This window comes from Nocardioides perillae, assembly GCF_013409425.1.
GTDB classification, from domain to species: Bacteria; Actinomycetota; Actinomycetes; order Propionibacteriales; family Nocardioidaceae; genus Nocardioides; species Nocardioides perillae.
In genome coordinates this window covers 1332838-1357844 of record NZ_JACCAC010000001.1, presented here as the reverse complement: position 1 = coordinate 1357844, position 25007 = coordinate 1332838, and the positions used below count along the sequence as shown (strand labels likewise).

The following is a 25007-nucleotide window of genomic DNA, read 5'->3' as shown; positions in this document are numbered from 1 at the left end:
TCCTTCAGGCCGGGACGGCGGTGGGTCGGTCGACCGCCCAGCGGCTGGGCAGCGCCAGCCACTGGGTCGGCGAGGCTAGGGGGACGGCGGCGCCGTCGAGGGTCGGGGTCGGAGCAGCGCTCGGCTGCGGGGCGAGCAGCCAGACGGCGTGCGAGCGCGCGGTGGCCAGGGACGCCAACGGCTCGAGGAGGTCGACGCACCGGTGGCGCGCCAGCAGGCCCGCCCCGACGAGGAGCACCGGACCTGCCTGGTGACGGACGTGCTCCTCGAGGTTCGAGGCGACCCGACGGACGATGCCGTCGAGCTGGACGCGGTCGGGGTCCGGCAGCGACCGGGCGTCGGTGCGCAGGATGAAGCCCCAGCCGACCCCGTGCTGGCGTGACTCCTCGTGAAGCTGCTCGAGGACCCAGGCGTCGACGTCGCACCTGCTCGCGCCGTGCTCGCGCTCGAGCCTCACGACGGCGTCGCCGGCGTAGCGCTGCGGCACGGCCAGCGCCAGGAACCCGCGCTCGTCGATGCTGCGTCGCAGGCGAGCGTCGACCGTGCGGACGTCCTCCGGCGCCGAACCCGCGTGGTGGCTGCTGGCGGTGACGCTGGACCGGGAGGTGCCGAGCGACGCAGGGGCGACGTACGCGTCCCCGCCCCAGGTCAGCGCCACGCCGGCTTCCTCGAGGAGGTCGGTGAGCCGCGGGCGGTCCGGGACCGCCTGGGCCTCGGGGAAGCGCGCACGCACGCGCTGCTGGATGGTCCGGGGATGCAGACCGCCCGAACCAGGTACCAGGGCGCCGGCCGAGAGCCGGAGGGCCCTGACGGCGGACATGCCCCGGGGGTAGAGCTCGCCCCGCGCGCTCACCGCGATGCCGCCCGCGGCGGCCGCCAGCTCGCGCAGGCGAACCTCGGGCAGGTCCTCCAGCGGCGTGCCGGTGACGACGGCTCGCAGCACCTCGACCACCGTGGCCGGCGCCGCGAGGGCGTCACCCTGGCAGAGGTCCTGCGCCGACCGTCCCAGCCGCGCAGCCGCCTCGAGAGCGTCGTCAGCGGCGGTGAGGTCGAGCTGCGTGTCGGCGGTCACCAGCAGGACGTCGCCTGCCCGCCGGACGACGGCCTTGCCGGGCGCCGACTCGACCGCGACCCGCACGAGCGCCAGCCCCTGCGCGTGACGCTGCTCCCCGCCCGCGTGGGAGCCTCGGCGCTCGAGCAAGCGCTGCGCGACCTCGTCAGCGGTGGCGACGCCACCGAGGCCTGCCACGAGGTCGAAGACCTGGTCGCGGACCTCCTGCACCAGGCGCGAGTCAGCCACCGTCGGCAGGAACCGGCTCCAGGCGTCCGCGACCACGGAGCGGTCAGCGCCGAGCTCGTTGCGGAGAACAGCTGCTGTCGGCCAGGCGAGCGGTCCGGCACCCGTGACCTCGTCCACCTGCCCAAGGACGAGGCGGACCGCCCGCGCGGCGACGTCGTCGCCCTCCGGGAGCACCTGCTGCAGGACGGCATCCACGCTGGCGGCCGTCGGCGTGCTGTCGGAGGTGAGGGTCGCCCGCCACTGGCGTGCGCGGCGGACCAGCTCGTCCTTGGTCGACTGGGTGGCACCCGGGGTGCGAGCGAGGTCGAAGGCGGAGAGGGTCACCAGGTCGCCCACCGTCGCGACCCCGTGCTGCTCGAGTGCCGAGACCGCCTGCGGCGACAAGCCGCTCGTCGCCAGCGGCGTCGTGAGGGTCGCTGCCGCTGCTTCCTCGTCGGGCGTGCGTGTCGCCTGCTGCCGCTCGGCGTCGACGAAGATCCGCTCCCATGCCTGCAGCATGTCGTCGGCGTTGTCGAACCGGCGCTCCACGTCTCGAGCAAGCGCACGCCGGAAGAAGGCCAGGAGGCCGTCGGCGACCACCTGGTCGAACGCCGCACGGTGCAGCACTACCTCGCCGTCCTGCAGGGCGGCCGGCGTGATGCCGTCGCCCCACACCGGCAGCGCGCCGGTCGCCATCTCGTGCAGCGTCACCGCCCCGCTGAAGAGCTCGGCCGCGGCGTCGTAGGCCAGCCGGGCGGGCGGCCCCAGGAAAGGGTCCCGGTAGCCCGCGGTGCCGGCCGCGAGGTCGGTCGCAGGGACGGCGGCGAGCGAGAAGTCGTAGAGCACCAGGTGCGGCTGGCCGTCGGTGCTGCGCGTGCGCACCCCGAGGTTCGCCGGCTTCACGTCCCGGTGGAAGGTGCCGGCGCGCTCGAGCACCGCGAGGACCTCGAGCAGGTCCCGGCCCCACCGCCGGAGCTGGTCGAGGGTGAGCCGCCCCCTGCCCAGGTGGTGGGCCAGCGAGCGCTCGCCAGCCACGTCGAGGAGGAGGCAGGTCCGGCCGCCCACCTCAAGCGGGCCGTCGAGCAGCCGCACGAGCTGCGACGCCTCCGGTAGCCGCCGGAGGCTGGCGGCCTCCTCGACGAGGCGGCCGCTGCGGCTGTGGTCGCGTGCGGCTTTCAGCACCGCCTGCGTGCCGTCGGCACGGCGCACGAGCATTGCCTTCGAGGTCGCTCCCTCGCCGAGGGCCCGGACGACGACGAGGCCGCCCTCCAGCTCGTCGCCCGGCGCGGCGTCCAGCGGGTCGACCGCCAGGCGGGGCTCCTCGTCAGGAGCGGTCAGCTCCTCGAGGACGAGGTCGAGGCCGGCGATCAGGTCGTCGATGCTCGGCAACCGGTCCGCGACGACGGGTGCCGTTGCCTCGCGGAGGAGGTCGACCAGCGTCTCGGGTGCCCCGTCGAGCACCGCGGCGACGTCGAGGCCGCCGTCCCTGCTGAGCCGCTGCCGCAGCTGGTCGGGGTGGGCCGCCGGCGCGACCCCGGTGAGCACCTCGTAGGCGATGGCGCCCACGGAGAACACGTCGGAGACGCGACGATCGCCGGCCGCGCCGAGCAGCGCCTCCGGCGCGGCGTACAGGCTGGCTGCGTGGTCGTGCTCCAGCAGGTCGCGCGCGTGCGTGGTGGCCGTCGCGGTCCCGGCCTCGGCCCGACCCGCCGCCTGCCAGTCCTTGACGCGCACCGCCTCGTCGGCCGAGACGAGCACGGCCTTGGGCCGCAACCCCCGGTGGACCAGGCCGTGGTCGTGGGCGTAGCGCACGACCTCGGAGAACGCGCGGACGAGGTCGAGGCGGCGGTCGAGGCCCGCCTGGCGGCCGGCGCCGGCGAGCCAGCTCCCGAGCTCGACCGCACCAGGGTCGTGGGGGAAGACGAGTGCTGCGACGGCCCCCTCGACCTCGAGGTACTCCGTGGGCGTCACCAGGCCGGGGTGGTCGAGCCCGCGCAGCATCCGAAACTCGCGCTCGGCCGCCTGACGGACCGCCACCTCGTCGTGCGCGGAGGTGCCCGGTGGCACGAACCACCGACGGACGCGCACCCGCTCGTCGGTGAAGGCGTCGTGCACCGCGAGGGTGTCCTGCCAGCCCCAGCCCGCGTCGAGCGGCTCGGCCTCCAGCCGCCACTGCCCGACCCGCGGGGGCTGCGCCGGTCGACGGAGACCTGCCCGCTCCAGCAGGCGGACCAGCCCGCGCGCCTGGCTCTCCGACACGCCGGCGCCGCGGTTCGGCGGCATCGCCAGCCGGTCGAGCACGATCCGGCCGAGCCGGTTGCCCGCGGCGTCCTCGCGGCCGAACACGCGCGCCTTCAGGTGCTGCGGGAGTCGGCAGTCGACACCCGGCCCGTGGAGGAACAGCGACTCGTGGACGAACGGGACGCCGGTCGCGGTGCCGCGGGCGTGGCGCTCGAGCCAGCTGCGGAACGACTGCGCCTTCAGCCGGGTGAGACCGAGCGGGCTGCGCCGCTGCAGGGGGCGACCGCGGCCAGGCACGTGCTCGAGCCAGTCGTGCTCACCGCCCATCGGGTCGAGCTCGATGCGCCCCGACCAGGCCTTCAGCTCGACGAGGTGGAAGCCTGCGGGGCCGAGCACGAGCAGGTCGACCTCGTGCGGCGTCCCGTCGAGCGCGACGAACTCGAAGTTGCTCCACGCGTGGTACGGCGCGGCGTCGGGGAGCTCAGCACGGACGTGCTCCAGCCCCTCGCGCTCGTGCGGGAAGCGGGAGGGTGCGATCTCAGTCCAGCGACCGGAGTCAGCGCGCACCGACTGCCCTCCCGCGGGCTGCGACAGGGCCGACCAGCGCGGCGAGCCCTCTGGACGGTCGCACCGTCGGGACGTCCGTGCAGTCGACCGTGAGCGACACCTCCAGCACCTCCGACGGCGGCTCCTCGACCTGGGGAACCTGCGCCGGCTCGAGCAGCACGAGCGACTCGCGTGCCTGCCGCTCGTCGAACTTGCGACCAAGGTGGCGCGCCCAGTCGCTGCCCAGGGTGTCGGCCACCATGGTGTGCACCTTCATCTGCCGGGCCCCGTCGCCCGAGAGCAGGCTCTCGAGCTGCTCGACGAGCTCGCCCACCGACCGGCCAGCCCCGGTCTCGGTCGTCATCATGCTGGCGACGTGGACCTCGGCCCCGGTGACCGGCTTGAGCTGCCGCAGGTTGAACATGTGCACCCGGGCGTCACGGGTCGTCGCCTTCGCCTCCAGCCGTGAGCCCTCGGCAGAGAAGTCGAACCGCGCGTCCACATGAGCGTGCCACGCGTCCACCAGGGCGCGGGGGTCCGCGGAGTGCAGGACCAGCACCAGCTCTGCCCAGAGTCCGAGGACGCTGCCGCGAGGCGGTTGCGCCGGGTCGAAGATGCGGACCAGTCGCCGCATCCCGGCGCTCACCTGCCCCGGCGAGGGCCTGCGGCCCAGCAACCGGATGATCGCGGCAGCGACGCCGAGGAAGGGCTCGAGGAGCTCGTCGTCGTCGAGGCGCAATCGGACCAGCCCGTGCTCGGCCTCGACGGTGCGTCCGCCGTCCTCGATCGTCACCTTCACCCGAGGGTCCAGGTCCAGCGTCCGCAGCCGGGTCGGCGGCTCTGGTTGCGGATCCGCTGGGGTGAGGAGCGCGATCACGCCGTCCGCCCCGCGGCCGACCTTGTAGCCCGGCGATGACGGCACGTCGCGCACGGCGAATCCCGCGGCCGCGGGGGCCACCACCTTGCGCAGCTCGCCGAGCAGGTCGGCTCCGGTGAGCTCGCTCACGCCTGCACCAGCACCGCGCCGGCGAGGCTCGCCGGGACGCGGACGCTGAGCCCGACCACGACCTGCTCGCTGGTAGCCACCCGCACCTGGTGCAGCTGGACCGAGGTGAACCCGGGCGTGAAGAACTTCGCGTCACCGATGTACTTCGCCGAGTGACCGACTGCAAGGGGCAGGGTGCCGTCGACCGGTGTGCGCGACCGGAGCTCGCCGTCGTCCATGAAGTAGACCTCGACCTTGAGCGATGGATCGTCGTCGAGACGGGCACGCAGGAGAAGTCCCATCTGGTTCACCAGGGCCACGTCGTCCGGGTGTCCCGTCCAGTCGGCGAGGAACTCCAGGAAGTCCTCCATCGGCACGAGGACCTTGGTGTTGCGGCGGTCGTCGCGCCCATCTCGCTCGTCACGCGTGACACCGGCCGCGTGGTCCGTGCGCAGCCTGTCCGCCGACGCGATGTTGGTCGAGACGTCGACGGCCGGCACCTTGGCCACCGACACCCAGGAGTCCCCCTTGATGCGGTCGTGGAAGTAGGGCAGGTCAATGACAGCCTTGCGAGTGGGCTTGTACGTCGGGTCGAGGAGCATCAGGCGCTTCCAGTCCTTCAGGCTGATGCCTTGTTCGTCGACCTTCACCAGTTCCTCCCGCAGCAGCTTCTCGTGATGGACGTAGTGCTCGAAGGCGTCGGCTGTGGTGCCGTTCAGCCAGGCGCGGCAAAGGTCGGCGTACGACCCCTTGTAGCCGAAGAACCGGGCACGCTGCTGAACTGAGTCCACCTGACCGGCACCGAGCCGCCTGGGCATGAACGTCGTGGTCAGGCCCTCGACCGTGAACCCCCGGTCAAGCTTGTTGCCGCCCACGAGGATCCAGCTCGGGGCGGTGTTCCAGCGGATGTCGCTGTCGGCAGGAGTGCCGGAGTTCACCACCCTGACCTGTGTGGCTCCGATCCAGTGCGGCACCGCGACCAGCAGGTCCTCTAGCGACCGCATCGCCGCTCCCCCAGCCACCAGGTCGTCGTACGCCTTCCGGAAGTACCTGTCGACCAGTTCCTCGCGGTCCTCGCCCGGCAGCTGCAGGAGCTGGCGCCATTGCGAGCTGAGCGCCGCGACGAAGCCTCCGTACGTCTCTTGGAGGTCCGTGGTGTGGCTGGGGTGCACCAGCATCGACACCGGGCCCTTCGCGCGCTGGGCGACCACCAGGAAGTAGCTCGCCAGGGCCAGCTTGAGGTCCTCGGTCGGCTCGTCGGTGACCGAGAGGGCCTCGTTCACGGCACTCGTCGACAGCCGTCGGACGAACTGGTTCTTGTGGTCCACAAAGAAGTGCTGCCCGCCTGTGTATCCCGACCCAGGCGTCAGCACCGAGACGAAGTCTGGCGACAGGACGTCGGCGAGGTTGATGAGCAGCGGCGCCTGGGGAGTCGCGGTGTACATGAGGTAGGTGTGCCGCGGCAGCGCGGCGCGCAGCTCCAGGATCGACTGGTACGTCGCCGTGGCGTCGTCGTCCTGGACGGCGGCGTTGAGACCTGCCTGGTCCGCCTCGTCGTCCACGACCAGCACCGGCACCTCCGAGCCGTCGACGCCGTACTGCGGGAGCGCTTCGATGAGCTCCTTCACCCGCCTCAGGCGGGCCGGATTCTTCATCACGGTCACGACGGTGGCGCGGCGGAACATCTCCGGCACGGTCGGGTCGGTCATCGACACGACGTTCTGGGCAACCGTTGCCGCCGATGCGGCCGTCGGGTTCTCGAGCAGCGCCCACGGGGACAAGCCGCCGTCGCGCTGGACCGCAAGGTCGTGGGAGAGCCGCTGCGACGTCTGCTCGTGCAGGTTCTGCTTGGTCCCGGCCAGGAGGATGATGAGCGGGAACCCGTTGTCCCTCGCCAGCGAGATCACCGTGGTGAAAGACAGGGTCTTCCCGCTCTGGACGTAGCCGACGACCAGCCCGGTGCGGCACTCGTCGCTCGTCGGGTCGGCGCAGCGGGCCAGGACACCGACGGACTGCGTCCTGACGTTGTTCTCGCCGTCCTCGTCGAGCTGCGACGCACTGAGCAGCCGAGTGGTCTCCGGCCCGACCACCGGGACCCACCTCACCTGGCCGGCCTGGGGGCCCCGCCCCTCAATTACCTGCACGTGCTGCTGCGTCATTGTTCCCCTCAGCTCTTGTGCGCCAGGACGCCGCGGAGCAGCGCATTCACGTTCTCGGTCACCAGTCCGGGCATGACTGCCCCACCCAGGCGTGCCATCTCCTGCGCGAGCCCCAGGGCCACGGCCACGCGCCACACGGGCTCGAGCTCCTGGCTCGGTGTCTCGCAGAAGGCGCGCATGAACGGGTGCGCCTGGTTGACGCTGATGACGAGGCTGCGGTCGCCTTCCTTCTTGACCGTCAGCCACCGGAGGACCGCGTTGTCCGAGACGAGACGGAGGTCGACGTCCCAGGTGGTCCCCTGGAAGTCGATCGTGATCACCCGGTCCACCGGCGGGCCGGGCGGCTGCTCCGGCTGACCTGTGCCGACACCCGGGAGCACGGGTTGCTCGGTCGACGTGTCGTCACCCGAGGCGCCCTCGATGTCGTGCTCGACCGCGACGAAGGCCTCCACTATGTGGTCCAGCATCTTCTTGGCTGCCTCGCCCGGCTCCTGCTCGGGCGTCCTCTTGCGATGCTCCCGAGCTTGCCTTATCAGGGGCCACGGTGCAGCGTCCAGCTCGGCCCGGAGCAGGTCGACGAACTCGTCCTCCTCGTCGTACCAGACCAGCGCGTCCTTGGTGTAGGTCACGGCGAAGTCGTCCATGTGCAGCTCGCCAAAGATGCGCTGCGACTCGAAGCTGTTGCCGGACTTGAAGATCTCATAGGGCTTGTAGAACTCCTCGCCCGAACCGGTGACGACCTTGCGGCGGTAGAAGAGCGCGATGCCTGCCTGTCTCGTCTGCCCGGTCTCGCGGATGGCCACGAACCCGGTGACGCGCCGACCGGAGTCGAGACGGATGTCGACGTCCTGGCGCCACGTGTGCAGCTCGCCACCCGCGTCGTTGTACAACGGCGCGACGAGGACGGGCGGGTCGTCGTAGTCGACCTTGGTGCCGTCGACCAGCAGCGTCAGCTCCTTGTCGCGGATGAACTGCCGGTAGATGCCGCCGAGGTACTGAGTCACCTTGTCGCGCATGACCTTGTTGACCGGGCGGTGCAGGTTGCGCATCTCGATGACCGTGAAGTGCTCGCGCACGTCCATCGGCTCCTCGAGGACCACGAGCGTCTCGTCACGGCTGGCGACGATCTCGGGGACGTTGAAGCTGACGGTCCGCGAGACGTCGGAAGCGAGCGCCTTGGTCCTCAACGACCACTCGCGCGCGAACCAGCAGCAGGCCGCCTTCATGCCGACGCCGAACTGGGACAGACCGGAGGCGTCGGCGGGTGGCTCCGCCACGCGGAAGGCGCGCTCCCAGTTCCGAGCATCGATGCCCGCGGCGTTGTCCGTGACGGTGATGGATCCTCCGTCGGCCCTTTCGAACTCGATGCTCACCACGAGCCGGTGGTCCGGGTCGACCTCGAGCAGAGCCTCCTTGTTGGCCAGGTGGCTCTGGATGGCGTTGTCGACCAGCTCACCCAAGGCGTACCAGGGCTGGTACTTCATGTGGGGGAACAAGCCCAGCATCGCCACTCCAGGACGGATGCTGATCTCGCTGTCTGCCACGCCACTCCTCCCGAGCTTGCAGCTTTGTGCACCTCGACCCTACGTTCCGAAGCGCTCAGCGAGCGACCATTTGCGAGACTCGTCCTCATGTCGGCCCGCTCGGACGAACCCGGACGGGTCAGCCCCGGTGGGGCGCTATCAAAAAAGATGTCGACGCTCGCGCGCCGCGACACCGCCCCCGAGCTGCTGCTGCGCCGCGAGCTGCACCGTCGAGGACTGCGCTTCCGGGTGCAGGTGAAGGTGCCTGGCAACCGGCGCCGGACGATCGACATCGCCTTCACCCGGGCCAGGCTGGCTGTCTACGTGGACGGGTGCTTCTGGCACGGGTGCCCCCAGCACCACCACAGGCCGCGCTCGAATGCAGAATGGTGGGACTGGAAGATCAGGCGGAACCAGGAGCGCGACCGGGACACCGACGCGCAGCTCACTGCGGAGGGTTGGCGGGCGCTCCGCATCTGGGAGCACGTTCCACCAGAGGACGCGGCTGACCTCGTCGAACGCGCGTGGCGCGCCGCTCTCGAACGACGGACGGACACCTGACCCAGCCACTAGTGTCGCCGGCATGGCACGCGTGCGAGACCTCTCCGAGATGAACGGCGACAGCAGGCCTCACCCCACCGAGGTCGACTGCGGCTGGCAGGTCCTCAGCACGCCCGGCGGAGCCCGCCTGCTCCAGCTCAGCACCTACGGGTCCGACACCCGGGTGAGCCATCCCAAGGTAAGCCAGACGATCCAGCTCGACCGGGCCGCGGCCCTGCGGCTGCGCGAGATCATCGACGCGACCTTCGGGTTCTAAGCGGCACCCTCCACCGCCGGCGGAACGTGGTCCAGGACGGTCTCCACCACCGACCTGCCGCAGGGACCGTGCGCCGCGATGTCCGCTGCATTCGCCTCGACGAAACGTCGGAAGACGTACGCCGCCGCCCCGACGTTGACGGCGTTCCCCATCTGCTTGTAGCTAAGGGACTCGGCCTGCCCCCCGAAGGAGAACGTGCTGGGGTCGAACCCTTGCAACCGCGCGGTCTCCAGCGGCGTGAGGCGACGTCGGCCAGGACCGTAGATCGGCGTCTGGTTCATGGCCACCAGCGCCGGCGTCCATGTCGCCCGCTTCACCCTGATGCCTGACGGCCGCATCTGCACGAGGTGCTGCCAGAGGTCACGCTCACCGTCCTGTGCCTGCCACTCCAGCTTGCGGCGGCTCATGGGGAACCGCGCGATCGGCAGCCGGCGACGAGCACGACGCCACTCGTCGATGGGGCCGCGGTTGTCCAGGTAGAACTGGTGGTTCGCCTTGACGAACTCCTGCTTCCACGGCGGTAGTGCGCGCAGGGCTGGACGACGCACCCGCCACATCGGCTCCCACATCGGGAACCCCGGCAGCCTCACGTCTGGTCCGAGGAGCGCGAGCAGCTCGTTCCAGGTGTTGATGATGTCCGCCTCGACCCCGTCGACGGCGTACCGCTGACGGTCTGCGCCGCTGGGCTCCTCGAGCAGCACGTGGTCCGCGACCCTCCAGCGCCAGGGATCCCAGCCGTTCTGCGGTGCGTTGGCCACGACAGGCGCCACGGCGGTCTCCAGGAGTGCGCGTTCCCGCCCCACGTGGACACCCATGATGTAGACGCGCTCGCGCAGCTGCGCTGCGCCGCCGTCGTCAGGTGCCAGGAGGTGCGGAGAGAAGACGCATGGCGTGCTGGACACGCGGTAGCCGGCACTGCGCAGACCGTCCACGACGCCGTGCCACGCTTCGCGCTGCCTGGGCCCGGCGATGTTGCGGACGTTCTCCAGCATGACCACGGGCGGGGTCTTTGCCTGCAAGATCCGGATGATGTCGTGGAAGAGCGTCCCGCGGTCCTCCGCGACCCCCAGCTGGCGACCTGACTTGCTGAACGGCTGGCACGGGAAGCCGCCAGTGAGGACTGCGTGGTCCTTGACGAGCCGACCAGCATCGGCCGCCAGGGCCCGGACGTCACCGTCGGGCCGCAGACCCCAGTTCGACTCGTAGACAGCCGCGGGCTTCGGGTCGATCTCGGACGCCTGCACGGCCCTCCCGCCGACGCTGCTGAGAGCAGCGTGGAAACCGCCCACGCCGGCGAAGAGATCAACGAAGTCGAACACGAGCACGAAGCTTATGCCAGGCCACCGACACCCGCTCGGACGCGCGCCGGCCGCGAGCAGGGGCGAATTGCCGGAACATCTGCGGGCGACGCCCTGATCGACCTACCGTCCTGCCAGCCAGCTCCAACCGAAGGAAGGGACAACGTGCGGAAGGACTTCGTGCAGGCGCACGTCGAGAAGCTGCTCGAGCGCGTCATCGAGCAGGACCACGTCGCGCAGGACTCCGACGGCGACTGGCCGTTCCCTCTCCTCGGCGGCGGACGGATGTGGGTCGGGGTGCAGGGCGACAGCGACTACTACGTCTGGCTCCGGGGACACCTGGGCCTGGACGTCCCGCTCAGTCCTCAGCTGTTGTTCGAGATGAACGAGGTGAATGGGGGCGCCGTGTTCTGCCGCACGTTCTGGCGTGAGGGAGTAGTCGTCATCGAGCACGAGCTCGCTGCTGACGACCTCGACCTCGGCGAGCTCCAGACCGCCTTCTGGGCCGTCCAGCACATGGCGAAACGACTCTGGGACGAGTACGTCGACGGCTGGTGCGCCCAGCCGGACCTCCGGGAGGCTTGAGCCGGCAGCCGTCGCGCTGCGCCTGCTCCTAAGGCGTGACCATGACCGGAGCGCCGCGCTTGTTCGCCGACATCCGCATGGCCTCCAGGACCTCTGGGACTGCACCCATCGAGCGCAGGACGTCGCTGGTCGGAAAGGATCTTCAGTCGGACTCGCAACGGGTAGACCTCGTCCGACCAGACCGGCTCGGTCCCGTGATGAATGCCTGAGAGGGCCTCGCAGCGGACGAGCCTTCCCAGCGCGGCGTCACGCCATCCACCGGGAGGCACCCGGGGCGACGGACCGCCTGCCCCCAGGAGGACGTGGTCACCCGCCTTGAGCCGTCGACGCACCTCGTCGTCCACAGCACCCAGCCGCCACCCCCAGACCTGGTGACCCAGGCCTGTCTCCAAGTTGAGCTGCGCCGCCCGCGAAGCCGCCACGTACACCGCGTGGGTCCGCACGGGCACCATCCTTGCCTTCAGTGTCAGTAGAAGTGGACAGACGCGCCTGATGTCATGGGAGCCTCCGTCCGGCATCCCGCCACGGCGACGGCTCGCACCATGTCGAGCGGTGTGCGGAACCGGTCGTACAACGCGTCCAGCCGCTGGCCCGCCGCCTGGTCGTCGGGCTGCACGACCAGCTGTTCAGCCACGGAGACACGGACGGCGTTCGAGAAAGCGACGGACCACTCGTCGTGGCGCAGCGACAACACGCGCCCGGAACGCGAGTCCACGAGGACGGTCCTGAAGACGACCGGAGCGGCCGGCCCACCGCTCGGCCAGCCTGCCCCTGTGGTCGTCATCCGTTGGGCCTGGAACGGCGCGTCGGACCACTCGAGGTCCCCGAACCGGTAGGCGAGGACGAGCAGGTCGGGGCTCTCGTCGACGAGTGCGAACTGCGCGCCGCCTCTGTCGTGAGCCCGCAGCTCGCCCTCGGTCGCTCCAGGCCAGAAGCGCACGAGCTCGGCCATGGACCGGCCGAGCCGGACCTGCTCGGTCGTGGGCCACGAGGTGCGCGTGGGGTCGTACAACCCTCCGACCTCAAGACTGTGGGACGACACCCGACCTCCCCTCGTCAGCGGTTGCCGCGACACTGGACTGCTCCGCGAGACGGGCCCAGCGATGGATCGGGTCGTGCTGGCAGGGCAGTGGCGTGCCGACAGAGCGGCGAAGCCTCTGCGAGCCCCCGGACCCCCTCATCCATCCCCGCCCGTCTGGACCTCCTCGACAGGGACGTCTCCCTCCTCGAACGGATCCTCGTCGGCCTCGGCGTCGACCACCGGGTCCACGTGCCAGCGCGCAAGTGCCCACACCCGGATCTCGTCGAGCCGATGGCGCACCGAGGCCGGGGTCCACTCACCGTACGTGCTGGCGATGTGCCGCTCGCCAGCCGTCGCCTTCACCGAGTAGTAGCAGGTGCCCTGCCCTTCCACGCCCCGCTTCTTCGTGTACTCGAAGTTGCGGTAGGAGGAGTTGTCGTAGGTCAGCACCAGGTTTCCCAGGCTGTTGACGAGTCGCCGGTGCTGGTCGCCCGGGAAGTCCTGGAGCCACTGGCTGTCCGCATCCGGGTGCTGCGGGAGGATGTGCTCGGTCGTCTTGCGGTTGCGCGAGTCCATGAAGTCACGCCAGGGACGCGCATCCGTGGACGCCTTGCCGCTCAGGTAGAGCTCGTACTCGTAGAGGACGTACTTGTGGCTCCGCCGTCCGTACCAATCCTCCTCGAGCCGGAACGCCAGCTCGACGCGCTCGTCTGGTGCCCATGCCCAGATCCACCGTCGCATCGAGTCGAGGATCTCGGCCTGCGACTTCGCCCCGGTGTAGAGCTCGTGCGCGGCGCGGCTCAGGTCGTTCTGCCCCCCGTTGCTCCTGAAGCGGCAGATCGCGAAGACGCGCGCGGAGAAGTGCTCGCAGAGCCTGGTCAGCTCGGCGTAGAACGCCCCGTCCGACGGGTAGCGGAGGCGGGCGGCGAACAAGAGCGGGCGGAACGGGAACTGGACGTCGCTGCGCGCCAGGGCAGCGTTCCACCGGCGGGCCTCCTGCGCGTCGGCCGCCGCGAACCCGTCGTATGCGGCACCCTCCGAGTGGAGGTCCCGGAAGTAGGCCGAACAGCGCTCCAACGTGCTGACGTAGTCCCGCACGTCGTTGTAGAGACTGTCCCAGGTTGCAGTCTTGTCCTCGTCCAGGACGGGGCGGCCGACGGCCTCGAGCCGCACCGACCCGGGCACGTAGCGCGATCGAGGAAACTTGGCCTTGATCGACGCGGTCCCCTTCCACTCGCGAGGTCGGGGGTCCTGGGTGGCAAGCCAATGGGCACGCAGCACTGCGTCGTCGGCCCAGGAGAACGCGGCGGTGTTGCGGAAGATCTCGGCCCAGGCACGCTGGATCTCCTTCCCGAGCGCTTCTTGCTGGCCCGGAGGCAGCTGACGAGCGAGGTAGAGAAGGTAGTTCTTGACCTTCTCCAGCTCCGTCAGCGACTGCCCGCGCTCGTTGAGGGTCTCGAAGAGCACGCCCACCTCGGCGCTCGACTCCACGGGGTACACCAGGAACCGCAGCCGGCCCACCCGCTTCTTGAGGTCGATTAGCCGTTCGGCAGCCAACGACTCGTCGACACCCTCGACCAGGTCGTGCAACCTCGCCTCGAAGAACTCCGCAGCAGCCTTGAGCCGCTGCTGGCCTCCCACCATGATGGTGCCGACGTAGGGCACGCCCTGCAGCAAGTTCTGTGCCCAGTAGTGGTCGAGCTCCGACGCCAGCTCGAGCCGCACCCGATCAACTCCGTCGACCCGGACGTGGACCAGCCGCTTCAAGTCCGCCACGGCCTCTGCCAGACCCTCGTGCGAGGCGGGATCCACCTTCTCCAGAGCCAGCCGCAGGCGGTCGAGCAGGAGGATGCACGTCGTGAGCCTCTGCTGGCCGTCCACCACCTCGAAGGTCGTGAGGTCGGTGCCCGCCGAGCTCTCCACCACCGGCGCCCCGGTCTTCTGCAGCACGAGGGTCCCCGCGTAGTGGGCGTCCTTGCCGACCAGGTCGAGATCGCCCCACAGGTCTGCCAGCTGCTTCGATTCCCACGCGTAGGGCCGCTGGTACTCGGCAACTCTGAGGAGCCGATGGTTGAGAACGTCGAACAGCGACACCAGGTTGTTTGTCACGACAGGATCTAACCCCCCGACACGGCACGCGGCAACCACACTCCCTGCAGTTGAGCAGCCGGTGGACGTCCCGCTCGAGCGCACGACCGGTCGTCGACCTGGCCACTTGTGGATGCCTGGCCTCGAACTCCTCCGACCGTGGGGTGATCTAGGGCGACCAACCGCGTGTCGCCCAGGGCCACCCAAGGCCCAAGGAGGGCGGCGACTGGCAGGATCAATCCTCACTCGCCAAGCACGAGGGCCCGCGGCAACGCCGCGGGCCCTCGTCGGGCGTTTACCGGTCAGCTGCAACCACTGGTGCTGCCACACCCCTCGCACACGTAGCACGAGCCAGCAGGGCGCATCTTCGTGCCGCAGGTGAAGCACAGCGGGGAGTCGACCGCGGTGCCGGTGATCTTCTCCATCAGTTCGGCGGTGGTGTGGGCACCACCGGCGCTGCGCTGCGCGGGGACCTCGCGGGCGCTGGCGCCCTCGGTGTCCTTGGTCTCGACGAGCTCGGCCTCGACGGGCTCGGCGGTCGTGGCCCGCGCCTCGACCACCGGCGCGTCGACGAGCTCGGCGGCCGAGCCGGTCTCCTCGACGGGCTCGTAGGAGCCGGTCTCGAGGTGGCGCTGGCGCTCCTCGGCGGAGTAGATCCCCAGCGCCGAGCGGGACTCGAAGGACAGGTAGTCCAAGGCCAGGCGGCGGAAGATGTAGTCCATGATCGACTGCGCCATCCGCACGTCGGGGTCGTCGGTGAGGCCGGCGGGCTCGAAGCGCAGGTTGGTGAACTTCGAGACGTAGGTCTCCAGCGGCACGCCGTACTGCAGGCCGATCGACACCGCGATCGAGAAGGCGTCCATCACGCCGGCCAGGGTCGAGCCCTGCTTGCCGAGCTTGAGGAAGACCTCGCCGAGCTCGCCGTCGTCGTGGGCACCGGAGGTCATGTAGCCCTCGGCGCCGCCCACGGTGAAGGAGGTGGTGCGCGAGGTGCGCGACTTCGGCAGGCGCTTGCGGGTCGGGGCGTAGACGATCTTCTCGACGACCTTGGTCGCCGCCTCGGCAGCCTCGGCAGCATCGGCGGCATCGGCCTTGTCGGCCGCGTCCTTCTTGGCCTTGCCGCCACCGTCGGAGAGCGGCTGGCCGACCTTGCAGTTGTCGCGGTAGATCGCGGTGGCCTTGAGGCCCAGCTTCCACGACTGGAGGTAGACCTCCTCGATCTCCTCGACCGTGGCGTCCTCGGGGAGGTTCACGGTCTTCGAGATCGCACCGGAGAGGAAGGGCTGGCAGGCGGCCATCATCCGCACGTGGCCCATCGGCTTGAGCGAGCGGGCGCCCATGGCGGTGTCGAAGACCTCGTAGTGCTCGGTCTTCAGGCCGGGGGCGTCGATGACGTGGCCGTGCTCGCCGATGTAGGCGACGATCGCCTCGACCTGCTCGGGCTGGTAGCCCAGCTTCTTCAGCGCGCGCGGGATGGTCTGGTTGACGATCTGCATCGAGCCACCGCCGACGAGCTTCTTGAACTTCACCAGGGAGAAGTCGGGCTCGATGCCGGTGGTGTCGCAGTCCATCATGAAGCCGATGGTGCCGGTGGGCGCGAGCACCGAGGCCTGCGCGTTGCGGAAGCCGTTGTCCTCGCCCAGCTTGATGACGTCGGCCCACGCCTGCGTCGCCAGCTTGTGCACCTGGTTGTCGGCGACGTGCAGGGTGCGCACGGCGTCGTTGGCGGCCTGGTGCTTGCGCATCACGCGCTTGTGGGCGGTCGCGTTGCGGGCGTAGCCGTTGTAGGGCCCGACGATGCCGGCGAGCTCGGCGGAGCGCTTGTAGGAGACGCCTGTCATCAGCGAGGTGATGGTCGCGGCCATCGAGCGACCGCCGTCGGAGTCGTATCCCAGGCCCATCGCCATCAGCAGCGCGCCGAGGTTGGCGTAGCCGATGCCGAGCTGGCGGTAGTCGCGGGTGGTCTGGCCGATCGGCTCGGTCGGGAAGTCGGCGAAGCAGATCGAGATGTCCATCGCGGTGATGATCAGCTCGACGGCCTTGGCGAAGGTCTCGCCGTCGAAGGTGTCGTCGTCCTTCAGGAACTTCAGCAGGTTCAGCGACGCCAGGTTGCACGAGGAGTTGTCGAGCGACATGTACTCCGAGCACGGGTTGGACGCGGTGATGCGGCCGGTCTCGGGGTTGGTGTGCCAGTCGTTGATGGTGTCGTCGTACTGCAGGCCCGGGTCGGCGCACTCCCACGCGGCCTTCGCGATCTTGTGGAAGAGGTCGCGGGCGTCGACGGTCTCGATGACCTCGCCGGTGCCGCGCGAGCGCAGCCCGAAGGAGCCGCCCTCCTCGACCGCGCGCATGAACTCGTCGCTGACGCGCACCGAGTTGTTGGCGTTCTGGTACTGCACCGAGGTGATGTCGGCGCCGCCGAGGTCCATGTCGAAGCCGGCGTCGCGCAGCGCGCGGATCTTGTCCTCCTCGCGCGCCTTGGTCTGCACGAACTCCTCGATGTCGGGGTGGTCGACGTCGAGCACGACCATCTTCGCCGCGCGGCGCGTCGCGCCACCCGACTTGATGGTGCCCGCGGAGGCGTCGGCGCCGCGCATGAAGGAGACCGGGCCGCTCGCCGTGCCGCCGGAGGAGAGCAGCTCCTTGGAGGAGCGGATGCGGGAGAGGTTCAGGCCGGCGCCGGAGCCGCCCTTGAAGATGAAGCCCTCCTCCTTGTACCAGTTGAGGATCGAGTCCATCGAGTCGTCGACCGAGAGGATGAAGCAGGCCGAGACCTGCTGCGGGCTCTGCGTGCCGACGTTGAACCACACGGGGCTGTTGAACGAGAAGTACTGGTGGACCAGCAGCCAGGTCAGCTCGTGCTCGAAGACCTCGGCGTCGGCGTCGGTCGCGAAGTAGCCGTGCTCGCGGCCGGCCTTGACGTAGGTGTGCACGACCCGGTCGACGAGCTGGCGCAGGCTCTGCTCGCGCGCCTCGGTGCCGACCGCGCCGCGGAAGTACTTCGAGGTGACGATGGTGGAGGCGTTGACGCTCCAGAAGTCGGGGAACTCCGCCCCGCGCTGCTCGAAGACGGTCTCGCCGGTCTTCCAGTTGGTCTGCACGACGTCGCGGCGCTCCCACGTGATCTCGTCGTAGGGGTGCACCCCCTCGGTCGAGAAGACGCGCTGGATGGTCAGGCCCTTGCCGCGCTGGCTCGCCTGGGCGGATCCGGCTCCGCTCACCGTCTCGGTCATGTGCTGTCGTCTCCTCGGCTGGTGGTTCGTGTACGTCGTGTGGTCCGGGCGGTCTGGCTGGTCCCGGGGTGGTGCGGTCGCGCTGGGTCTCGCGGGTGCTCGGAGGAAGAGGTGGTGCGCCCGGCACGCAGCTTCCCCACTACGTGCCGGGCGGTCTGAGGTCAGCCCGGAGGGGCTGCGGCGTCGCCTGCCGGGGCGGTAGCCCGCTCGAGGCGCAGCATGTCGATCTCGCGCTCGAAGTCCTCGGCGGAGGTGAAGGAGCGGTAGACCGAGGCGAAGCGGAGGTAGGCGACCTCGTCGAGCTGCCGCAGCGGCCCGAGGATGGCCAGGCCCACCTCGTGGGCGGGCACCTCGGCCGAGCCGAGGCAGCGCAGTGCGTCCTCGACCTGCTGGCCGAGGCGGCTGAGGTCGTCGGCGGAGACCGGGCGGCCCTTGCAGGCCTTCCGGACGCCCGAGACGGCCTTCTCGCGGTTGAAGGGCTCGCTGGCCCCCGACCGCTTGATCACCGCGAGCTGCATCTGCTCCACCGTGGTGAAGCGCTTCTCGCAGGCGCTGCAGGTGCGGCGCCGGCGGATCGCGCCGCCGTCGTCGGCGACCCGGCTGTCGAGGACCCGGGTGTCGGTGTGCCGGCAGAACGGGCAGTGCATCGCGGGGCCTCCTCTCCGGGGTGTGCAGGGCGCGCTCGACAACCCCTCCGCGAGGGGCTGGTCTGGGGATGGAACTGTGGGTCTACCTGTGGAGAACAGCCATGTCCCTGTGGGTCTTCCGCATCCGGCTGTGCACTAGATGTGGATAACTACACGGCTGTAAGTACTAGATGTGGTGGTGACAGTACGCCCGGGCCACCAGCCGCGCAACCCGCTCGCGGCGTGTCCTGACGGTTGTCTGGACGGGTCTGCACGGCGGTCGCGAAACCGCAGGTCAGAGCGCTGCGAGGGGTCGGCGAGGAGGTGCTCCCGGCGTGTCGCGGAGCCTGCCAGGGACCACCGACACCGGCCCTGGGGGTGAGCCGGGGCGGAGCAGTCCGACCTAGCCGACGGGCTCGGGGAGGGGGCCGAAGGTGGGGCGGCAGTCCGCGCCGGCGCAGGCGCCGAGCAGGCGGGTGCGCCGGGCGAGCTCGACGCGCACGGCGGCGTACGCCGGGTGCTCGGCGCGGTTGTCGAGCTCGTGGGGGTCGACCAGCCGGTCGTAGAGGAACCGCACGCTGGGCCGCTGCGGGTCGTAGCCGAAGGAGTAGCGCTCGGTGAGCACCCCGCGCCACGACCAGCCGCTCGCGGGGTCGCCGCGCTGCGCCAGCTCCCCGGTCTGCACCAGCGTCGTGTCCCGCCACGCCGACGCCCCGCCGGACCTGGCACCCCACCCGGGCACCAGCGACGCACCGTCGAGGCGCAGCCCCGGGCGGGCGTCGGCGAGGTCGACGATCGTGGCGGTCAGGTCGAGCAGGGTGGCGTGGCGGTCGTCGACGGCCCCGACGGGCACGCCCGGGCCGCGCACGAGCAACGGCACCCGCAGCACCTCGTCGCTGAGGAGGTTCTTGCCGTGGTAGCGGTGCTCGCCCAGCGCGTAGCCGTTGTCGGAGGTGAAGACCAGCACCGTGTCGTCGAGCTCGCCGAGGCGCCGCAGCGTCGCGACCGTCTGGCCCACCGCGTCGTCGACCGAGGCCAGCGAGCGGATGCGCGCGAGGAACTCGCGGCGCGTCTCGTCGTCGTCGACGCGCCCCCACTGCCCCAGTCCCCCGGGCTTGTCGCTCGTGTCGGCCTCGTCGTAGGCCGGGTCGTCGAAGGACGGCGGCCGCGTGCCGGCGTACGCCGTCGCGTAGCGCTGCTCGGGCACCGGCGGGCCGGTGACGCCGCCGATGTTGGTGCCGTGCGGCGCGAGGTGGTCGGCCAGCACGAAGAAGGGCCGACGCCCGGGCGCGAACTCCTCCACCAGCCGGCGCGTGCGTGCCTGGATCGCGCGCGTGACGTAGCCGTTGCGGGCCGCCTCGCCGCGAAAGCGGAAGCGGACGAACTCGTAGGTGTGCCCGACCAGCGGCAGGAAGCGGTCCCAGCCGGGGTCGAGGCGCCCGGAGCGCTCGTAGCGGTTGAGGTGCTTGCCGACGAAGCCGGTGCGGTAGCCCGCGCGCTTCAGCCAGGTCGCCACCGTCGAGCGCGGGTCGAAGGACTGGTAGCCGCCGCGCAGGCCCTTGTTGTGCTGCACGCCGTTGTTCTGCGCGTACTGCCCGGTGAGCAGCCCCGCGCGCGCCGGGCAGCACAGCGGGTGCGGCGAGAGCGCCTGACGATAGGTCAGCCCGCGCTCGGCGAGCAGCCGGCGCGTCTGCGGCATCCACCGCAGCTCGTCGGCGCGCATGTCGTCGACGAGGAAGACCACGACGTTGGGCCGGCGCCGGCCCGGCGCCGTCTCCGCCGCGACGGGCGTGCCCGTGGCGGCCACCGCCTGGGCCCCGAGGGGCGCCGCGACCTGCCGACCGTCGGGCCCGGCCGTGGGCACCGCCCAGGCCACCAGCGCCGCGAGGGTCGCGAGGACCACCACCAGCACCGCGACGTCCCGCCGTCGTGCGCGCACCCGTGCCACCGCTGCTCCCATGCTGTGTCCCCCACCCCTCGCCGCGGAGTCTAGGGCCCGGTCAGGCCCGGCCGCACAGCATCGCGAGGTCTGCCCACCACGACAGCCGCGTGGGCCGCCCGTCGTAGTCGCGGCGCTGGTTGGCCGCGCTCACCCCCGGCAGCACGAACACCTGCGCCGGCCCCACCGACCACGACTGCGGGCCGAGGCGGGTGGCCGCCGCCAGCGGGCGCACCCCAAGCGCCCGGGCGGCCTCGCCGGCCGCGCCCTTGCTGGTGAAGGCCAGCCACTCCGGCTCGGTCTGCTCGCACAGCGCCACCAGCCGGTCGACCTCGACCCAGCGCGGGTCCCAGTGGCCGACGAGGTCGGTCAGCCCCACGCCGTACGCCGTGACGGTGCCGTCCTCCTCCGGCGCGAGGCGGCGCGGGGTGAAGCCGGAGCGGTGCAGCGAGTCCCAGAAGGAGTTGCCGGGCCCCTCATAGCGGTGGTCGCGGAGCTTAATGCTCTCGGCGCCGGCGAGACCGCAGAAGAGCACGTCGAGGCCGGGCGCGGCGACGTCGGGCAGCACCTCCACGTCACGGCCTCCGCTGCGGCTGCAGCTCGAGCTCGACGGGGCAGGCGCGCGCCGGCGGTGCCACGACCAGGGCTCAGCCGCGCAGCCGCACGGCCAGCAGCGCGACGTCGTCGTCGCCCTGGCCGGGCAGCAGCTTCTCGAGCAGCGAGTCGCACAGCTCGCCGAGCGGGAGGTCGTCGCCGACCGCCAGCGCGTCGACGGCGGAGAGCAGCCGGCCGACGCCGGCGTCGATCACCTCGCGGCGCCGCTCGACGAGGCCGTCGGTGTAGAAGAGCAGCACGGCGCCGGGCTCCAGCTCCACGCGGTGCTCGTCGCGGGCGGCCTCCGGCCACAGCCCGAGCAGCACGTTGGGCGGGCTCTCCAGCGCGCGGGCGGGCTGGCGCACGCCGTCGACCGGTGCCGGCACCAGCACCGGCGGCAGGTGGCCGGCGTTGGACCACGCCACGACGCGGCTGCCGTCGTCGCCGGCCGGGAGCAGGCGCGCAACGACCGACGTGGCGGTCGCCCGCATGCCGAGGGCGTCGAGGGTGGTGTCGAGGTGGGTCAGCAGGTCGGCGGGGCCCGACTCGGTGCCGAAGGCCAGGCCGCGCAGGAGCGCGCGGATCTGGCCCATCATCGCGGCGGCCTGCGGGTCGTGGCCGCTGACGTCGCCGATGGAGAGCACGACGGAGCCGCTGCGCTCGACGAAGACGTCGTACCAGTCGCCGCCGACCTGCGCCGCGTGCGAGGCCGGCTCGTAGCGCACCTCGACCTCGGCGTCGGGCAGCACCGGCGGCTCGGTGAGCATGCTCGCCTGCAGGGCGGTCGCGAGCTCGCGCTGCTCGGCTGCGGCCGCGACCCGCTCGAGCGCGACGCCGCCGCGGCGGGCCAGCTCGGTGGCGACCGCGAGGTCCTCGGCGGTGAAGGTGGGCGAGGCGGCCCGGTTGACCAGCACCATCGAGCCCATGACCCGGCTGGTGCCGGGCATCGGCACGGCCATCGCGCTGTGCACGTCGAGGTCGCGCAGCATGGCGCGCACCTCGGGGTCGGGCACGAAGGCCTCGAGGTGCTCCTCGGTGACGCGCTCGATGAGGATCGCCGGCTCGCCGCGCGCCAGGCGGCGGCTGGGCAGCTCCTCGGAGACCGCGTCGGGCAGCTCGTCGCCGGTCACCGCGGCCAGCGCGGCGAAGTCGGGGTCGCTGTGGAGCACGTGGCTGCGCACCGTGCGGCCGCGCTCGTCGTAGGTGTTCATCGTGACCCAGTCGGCCATCCGCGGCACGACGAGCTGGGCGAGGCGGTCCATCGCCTCGTCGGCGTCGGGCGCGCCGCTCAGGGTCTCCGAGACCTGGTTGAGCAGCGCGACCTGCGCCTTGAGCCGGTCGTGGCGGTTGACCGCACGGGTGCGCTCGGTGACGTCGTTGATGAGCACCAGCACCGCCGACTGCTCGCCCTCGAGCCGCGTGGGCACCGCGGTGATCTCGTGGACGGCGCCGTCGCGGGTGTGGACGAGGTGCGTGGGAGAGCGGCCGTCGAGCAGGCCGGCCTGCGCCAGCCCGAAGGCGTCGTCGACCGGCGTCGGGTCGCCGAACCACGACGAGATCGCCGAGCCCATCGCCGCCTCGTCGAGCCCGAGCAGCTCGGCCGCGGCGCGGTTCCACGAGAGCAGCGCGCCGGAGAGGTCGCCGACCAGCACGCCGTACGGCGCGTGCTCGAGCACCGAGCCCGGGCTCAGCGTGGCGGTGGGGCCGGTCGACGCGGTCGCGGGCGCGGCGCTGCGGGCGGGCTGCGGCGGCACGACGGGTGGCGGCGTGGTAAACCCAGACCCGTCGGACCGTCCCGAGGGGTGGGTCATGCGCTCGATCGTAGCCCCTGCGGGCGACGGTGGCTGCGCCCCGAACAGGTGGTCATCTCCCCGAGCCGCCCACGTGGTCGGCACCGGGGTCGTCGGCGGCGAAGACGCACCAGACCCGCAGACCAGGGCCGTCCGGGCTGCCCGCCTCGGCCCCCCACTCGCTGCTGAGCGCGTCGAGCAGGCCGAGGCCGCGGCCGGAGACGACCAGGTCGGCGGGGCCCCCTGCGTCACCGCCGCGGACGGCCGCGACCAGCGCACGCGGGTCGACCGGGCGGCTGCCGTGGTCGCGCACCCCGAGCACGACCCGTGCGCCGCCGACCACGTCCTCCACCGCGACGTCGACGTCGACGGTGGTGCCGGTGTGCACAACAGCGTTGGTGACGAGCTCGGAGACGCAGAGCAGTGCGTCGTCGACCACGTCGTCGTCGACGCCCCACTCTCCCAGCCGCGCGCGCACGAAGCGCCGGGCGGCGCCGGGGGCGACGGGCTCACCCGGGAGCCGCAGCCGCGCCGCCCGCCCGTGGCCGCCCCCGTCGGTGTCGTCGGTGTCGTCGGTGCCGTCGTCGGCCTCGACGGGGTCGCCGACCGCAGCGCCGCGCAGCCGCTGGAGAGCGGTCGCTGCCCGGGCGGCGAGCACCTCGACGGCGGCTCGGTCCTCGGGGGCCGGTGGCCGGGCCAGGAAGAGGGCGAGCGCGCCGCAGCGCCGCTCGGCGTCGAGCGGCGCGGCGACGATCGCGCTGACGCCGAAGCCGCGCTGGCGCTCGACGAAGGCCTCCGGCAGCGCGAGCGTGTCCAGGGCCCCCGCGACCGTGCGGCCGGTGCGCACGGCGCGGGTCAGCGGCACGTCGTCGTAGGCGTCGATCTCGCACCACGCGGGCGCGCCCGGGGTGCCGTCGGCGTCGGGGAGCAGGGTGTCGCTCAGGCACAGCAGCAGCCGGCGGCCGCCACCCTCCGCGACGGCGAGGCCCGCGCGCACGGCGTCGGGCCGGGCGGTCAGCAGGTGCAGCACGGCGGTCGCGACCCCGTCGACGTCGCTGGCCGACTCCAGGCCGTCGGTCACCTGCTCCTGCACCACGGCCACACGGTAGGGCCACACCCGCCCGCACGTCGCCCGTCCCACGTCACCGTCGTCGGGGAAGATGGCCTCGTGGGAGGGTGCGGCGTGCAGCGACGAGGTGGGCGAGCGGTGGGCCGCCGGTGAGCGGCAAGCGCGCAGCCCCGCGCCGGGCCGCGCCCCGCAGCGCCCCCGGCAGCCGCGGCCGGGTCGTCGCGATGGTGCTCGGCACCGCGCTCACCACGCTGGCGTGGTTCTACCTCGTGCGCTCGGCCATCGACTTCGGCGCCACCGCGCGCGGCGGGCAGGGCTCGGCGTGGGCCTTCCTCGCGCTCGCGAGCCTCGGGGCGATCGCGTGCCTCTTCGTCGCGCTCATGCTGGTGACGATGCTCGCCCGCGCCCTCGGGCTGGTGCGCGACCCGGCGGCGGGTCCGCGCGCCAAGGGCGGGCGGCGCGCCGCGCGCTGAGGCGCTGCTGCTCGGGTGGGCCGGCTCGGCTGCGGCGCTGGTTGGCTCGGGGAGGGTCGGGGCGCTCGCCGACCCCGGACGTGGCCGGAGGGCGGGACCGTGGGGTGTCCCGCCCTCCGTCTTCCCCAGGTCCGCAGGTCGGGGTCGAGGCGACCCGCGGGCGTCCGTGGTGCCGACCGAGCAAGGTCGGCACGACGCCGGGCGTGGGGCCCGGCGGGACGACGATCAGCCGGCGAGCGGCACCCGCAGGCGCTGGCCCGCGTCGAGGGCGGCGGACTCGAGGGCGTTGAGCCGCTCGATCTGCACCATCACCTCGCGGATGTCGGAGCCGGTCGCGGCGCGCTCGCTCGCGATCTCCCACAGCGTGTCGCCGGTGCCGACGGTGATGACCTCGGTCGGCACGTCGGTGCCCGGGCGGTCGGTGGCGACCGACGACTGGCCCAGGAAGAGCGCGGCGCCCAGCACGACGGCGAGGCAGAGCCCGAAGACCACCAGCCGGCCGCGGCGGGTGAGCCGCAGCTCGCCGCGGGCCGCGGCAGGGCGGCGAGCGGGCGTCGTACGGCCCTGGCTCGTGCGGCCCTGAGTCGTGCGGCCCTGAGTCGTGCGGGCGGGGCTCAGGAAGGTGGGGTCGATCGTCATCGTGCTCATGGGGACCTCCGGGGAAGGGGCGGTCAGCCGCGTCGGGTGTGTCCGGTCGAGCAGATGTCTACGGGCGACCACCGACAGTCCTCACGAGCCGGG

18 protein-coding genes are annotated in these 25007 nt (G+C 71.7%); 4 read left to right on the top strand and 14 right to left on the bottom strand.

Features of this window, described 5'->3' with window-relative positions; translation table 11 throughout:
* Positions 1-4 precede the first annotated feature (4 nt).
* The 4 genes from pglW to BJ989_RS06340 all read right to left on the bottom strand — a co-directional run bounded on the left by pglW (position 5) and on the right by BJ989_RS06340 (position 8754).
* Entirely contained in the window at positions 5-4087 is a 4083-nt protein-coding gene (gene pglW, locus BJ989_RS06355) for a BREX system serine/threonine kinase PglW (protein ID WP_179517477.1), read from the bottom strand.
* A complete protein-coding gene (locus tag BJ989_RS06350) occupies positions 4077-5072 on the bottom strand; it encodes a PD-(D/E)XK motif protein (protein WP_179517476.1) in 996 nt (331 codons plus the stop codon). Before BJ989_RS06350 ends, pglW begins: the two co-directional genes overlap by 11 nt.
* Positions 5069-7141, bottom strand: a complete 2073-nt coding sequence (locus BJ989_RS06345) for a Z1 domain-containing protein (protein ID WP_179517475.1) — start codon at positions 7139-7141, stop codon at positions 5069-5071. Before BJ989_RS06345 ends, BJ989_RS06350 begins: the two co-directional genes overlap by 4 nt.
* Positions 7142-7218: 77 nt before the next feature.
* Complete coding sequence (locus BJ989_RS06340; protein WP_179517474.1) at positions 7219-8754, bottom strand: ATP-binding protein; 1536 nt, start codon at positions 8752-8754, stop codon at positions 7219-7221.
* A gap of 87 nt (positions 8755-8841) precedes the next feature.
* On the opposite strand from BJ989_RS06340, the gene vsr reads away from it, so the two are divergent.
* Positions 8842-9294: a DNA mismatch endonuclease Vsr gene (gene vsr, locus BJ989_RS06335; protein ID WP_179517473.1), complete on the top strand. Its 453-nt coding sequence runs from the start codon at positions 8842-8844 to the stop codon at positions 9292-9294.
* A gap of 22 nt (positions 9295-9316) precedes the next feature.
* Complete coding sequence (locus BJ989_RS06330) at positions 9317-9550, top strand: hypothetical protein (RefSeq protein WP_179517472.1); 234 nt, start codon at positions 9317-9319, stop codon at positions 9548-9550.
* On the opposite strand, the gene dcm is transcribed toward BJ989_RS06330, so the two are convergent.
* The gene (gene dcm / locus BJ989_RS06325) at positions 9547-10875 is read right to left on the bottom strand and encodes a DNA (cytosine-5-)-methyltransferase (protein WP_179517471.1); all 1329 of its coding nucleotides are present in this window, start codon (positions 10873-10875) and stop codon (positions 9547-9549) included. The genes BJ989_RS06330 and dcm overlap by 4 nt on opposite strands.
* A 138-nt stretch (positions 10876-11013) precedes the next feature.
* Here dcm and BJ989_RS06320 point away from each other — a divergent pair, with 138 nt between their 5' ends.
* A complete protein-coding gene (locus BJ989_RS06320; protein WP_179517470.1) occupies positions 11014-11433 on the top strand; it encodes a T3SS (YopN, CesT) and YbjN peptide-binding chaperone 1 in 420 nt (139 codons plus the stop codon).
* A gap of 466 nt (positions 11434-11899) precedes the next feature.
* Here the strand turns inward: BJ989_RS06320 and BJ989_RS06315 are convergent, their stop codons facing one another.
* From BJ989_RS06315 to BJ989_RS18705, 8 genes are all read right to left on the bottom strand, one after another.
* Positions 11900-12445: a hypothetical protein gene (locus BJ989_RS06315; RefSeq protein WP_179517469.1), complete on the bottom strand. Its 546-nt coding sequence runs from the start codon at positions 12443-12445 to the stop codon at positions 11900-11902.
* 165 nt (positions 12446-12610) lie between these two features.
* Positions 12611-14548: a GmrSD restriction endonuclease domain-containing protein gene (locus BJ989_RS06310; RefSeq protein WP_179517468.1), complete on the bottom strand. Its 1938-nt coding sequence runs from the start codon at positions 14546-14548 to the stop codon at positions 12611-12613.
* Positions 14549-14844: 296 nt separating this feature from the next.
* On the bottom strand, positions 14845-17775 hold the full coding sequence (locus BJ989_RS06305; protein WP_179517467.1) for a vitamin B12-dependent ribonucleotide reductase: 2931 nt from the start codon (positions 17773-17775) through the stop codon (positions 14845-14847).
* Between the two features lie 161 nt (positions 17776-17936).
* Positions 17937-18422 (bottom strand): transcriptional regulator NrdR, encoded by a 486-nt coding sequence (gene nrdR, locus BJ989_RS06300; RefSeq protein WP_179517466.1) that lies wholly within the window; start codon positions 18420-18422, stop codon positions 17937-17939.
* A gap of 382 nt (positions 18423-18804) precedes the next feature.
* Positions 18805-20361, bottom strand: a complete 1557-nt coding sequence (locus BJ989_RS06295) for a sulfatase family protein (protein WP_179517465.1) — start codon at positions 20359-20361, stop codon at positions 18805-18807.
* Between the two features lie 40 nt (positions 20362-20401).
* On the bottom strand, positions 20402-20914 hold the full coding sequence (locus tag BJ989_RS06290) for a mismatch-specific DNA-glycosylase (protein WP_179517464.1): 513 nt from the start codon (positions 20912-20914) through the stop codon (positions 20402-20404).
* A 73-nt stretch (positions 20915-20987) separates the two neighbouring features.
* Complete coding sequence (locus BJ989_RS06285; RefSeq protein WP_179517463.1) at positions 20988-22745, bottom strand: SpoIIE family protein phosphatase; 1758 nt, start codon at positions 22743-22745, stop codon at positions 20988-20990.
* A 52-nt stretch (positions 22746-22797) separates the two neighbouring features.
* Positions 22798-23820 carry an ATP-binding protein gene (locus tag BJ989_RS18705; RefSeq protein ID WP_179517462.1) on the bottom strand — a complete coding sequence of 341 codons (1023 nt, stop codon included), beginning with the start codon at positions 23818-23820 and terminating at the stop codon, positions 22798-22800.
* A 122-nt stretch (positions 23821-23942) separates the two neighbouring features.
* Here BJ989_RS18705 and BJ989_RS06275 point away from each other — a divergent pair, with 122 nt between their 5' ends.
* Positions 23943-24266, top strand: a complete 324-nt coding sequence (locus tag BJ989_RS06275; RefSeq protein ID WP_179517461.1) for a hypothetical protein — start codon at positions 23943-23945, stop codon at positions 24264-24266.
* A gap of 225 nt (positions 24267-24491) precedes the next feature.
* Here BJ989_RS06275 and BJ989_RS06270 read toward each other — a convergent pair whose 3' ends face one another.
* Positions 24492-24914 carry a LysM peptidoglycan-binding domain-containing protein gene (locus BJ989_RS06270; RefSeq protein ID WP_179517460.1) on the bottom strand — a complete coding sequence of 141 codons (423 nt, stop codon included), beginning with the start codon at positions 24912-24914 and terminating at the stop codon, positions 24492-24494.
* Between the last annotated feature and the right edge of the window lie 93 nt (positions 24915-25007).

Excerpts from the sequence above, each read along its gene's own strand:
- vsr (WP_179517473.1), top strand. The coding sequence starts at position 8,842 with ATGTCGGCCCGCTCGGACGAACCCGGACGGGTCAGCCCCGGTGGGGCG.
- BJ989_RS06330 (WP_179517472.1), top strand. The coding sequence starts at position 9,317 with ATGGCACGCGTGCGAGACCTCTCCGAGATGAACGGCGACAGCAGGCCT.
- BJ989_RS06305 (WP_179517467.1), bottom strand. The coding sequence starts at position 17,775 with ATGACCGAGACGGTGAGCGGAGCCGGATCCGCCCAGGCGAGCCAGCGC.
- nrdR (WP_179517466.1), bottom strand. The coding sequence starts at position 18,422 with ATGCACTGCCCGTTCTGCCGGCACACCGACACCCGGGTCCTCGACAGC.
- BJ989_RS06295 (WP_179517465.1), bottom strand. The coding sequence starts at position 20,361 with ATGGGAGCAGCGGTGGCACGGGTGCGCGCACGACGGCGGGACGTCGCG.
- BJ989_RS06285 (WP_179517463.1), bottom strand. The coding sequence starts at position 22,745 with ATGACCCACCCCTCGGGACGGTCCGACGGGTCTGGGTTTACCACGCCG.
- BJ989_RS06270 (WP_179517460.1), bottom strand. The coding sequence starts at position 24,914 with ATGAGCACGATGACGATCGACCCCACCTTCCTGAGCCCCGCCCGCACG.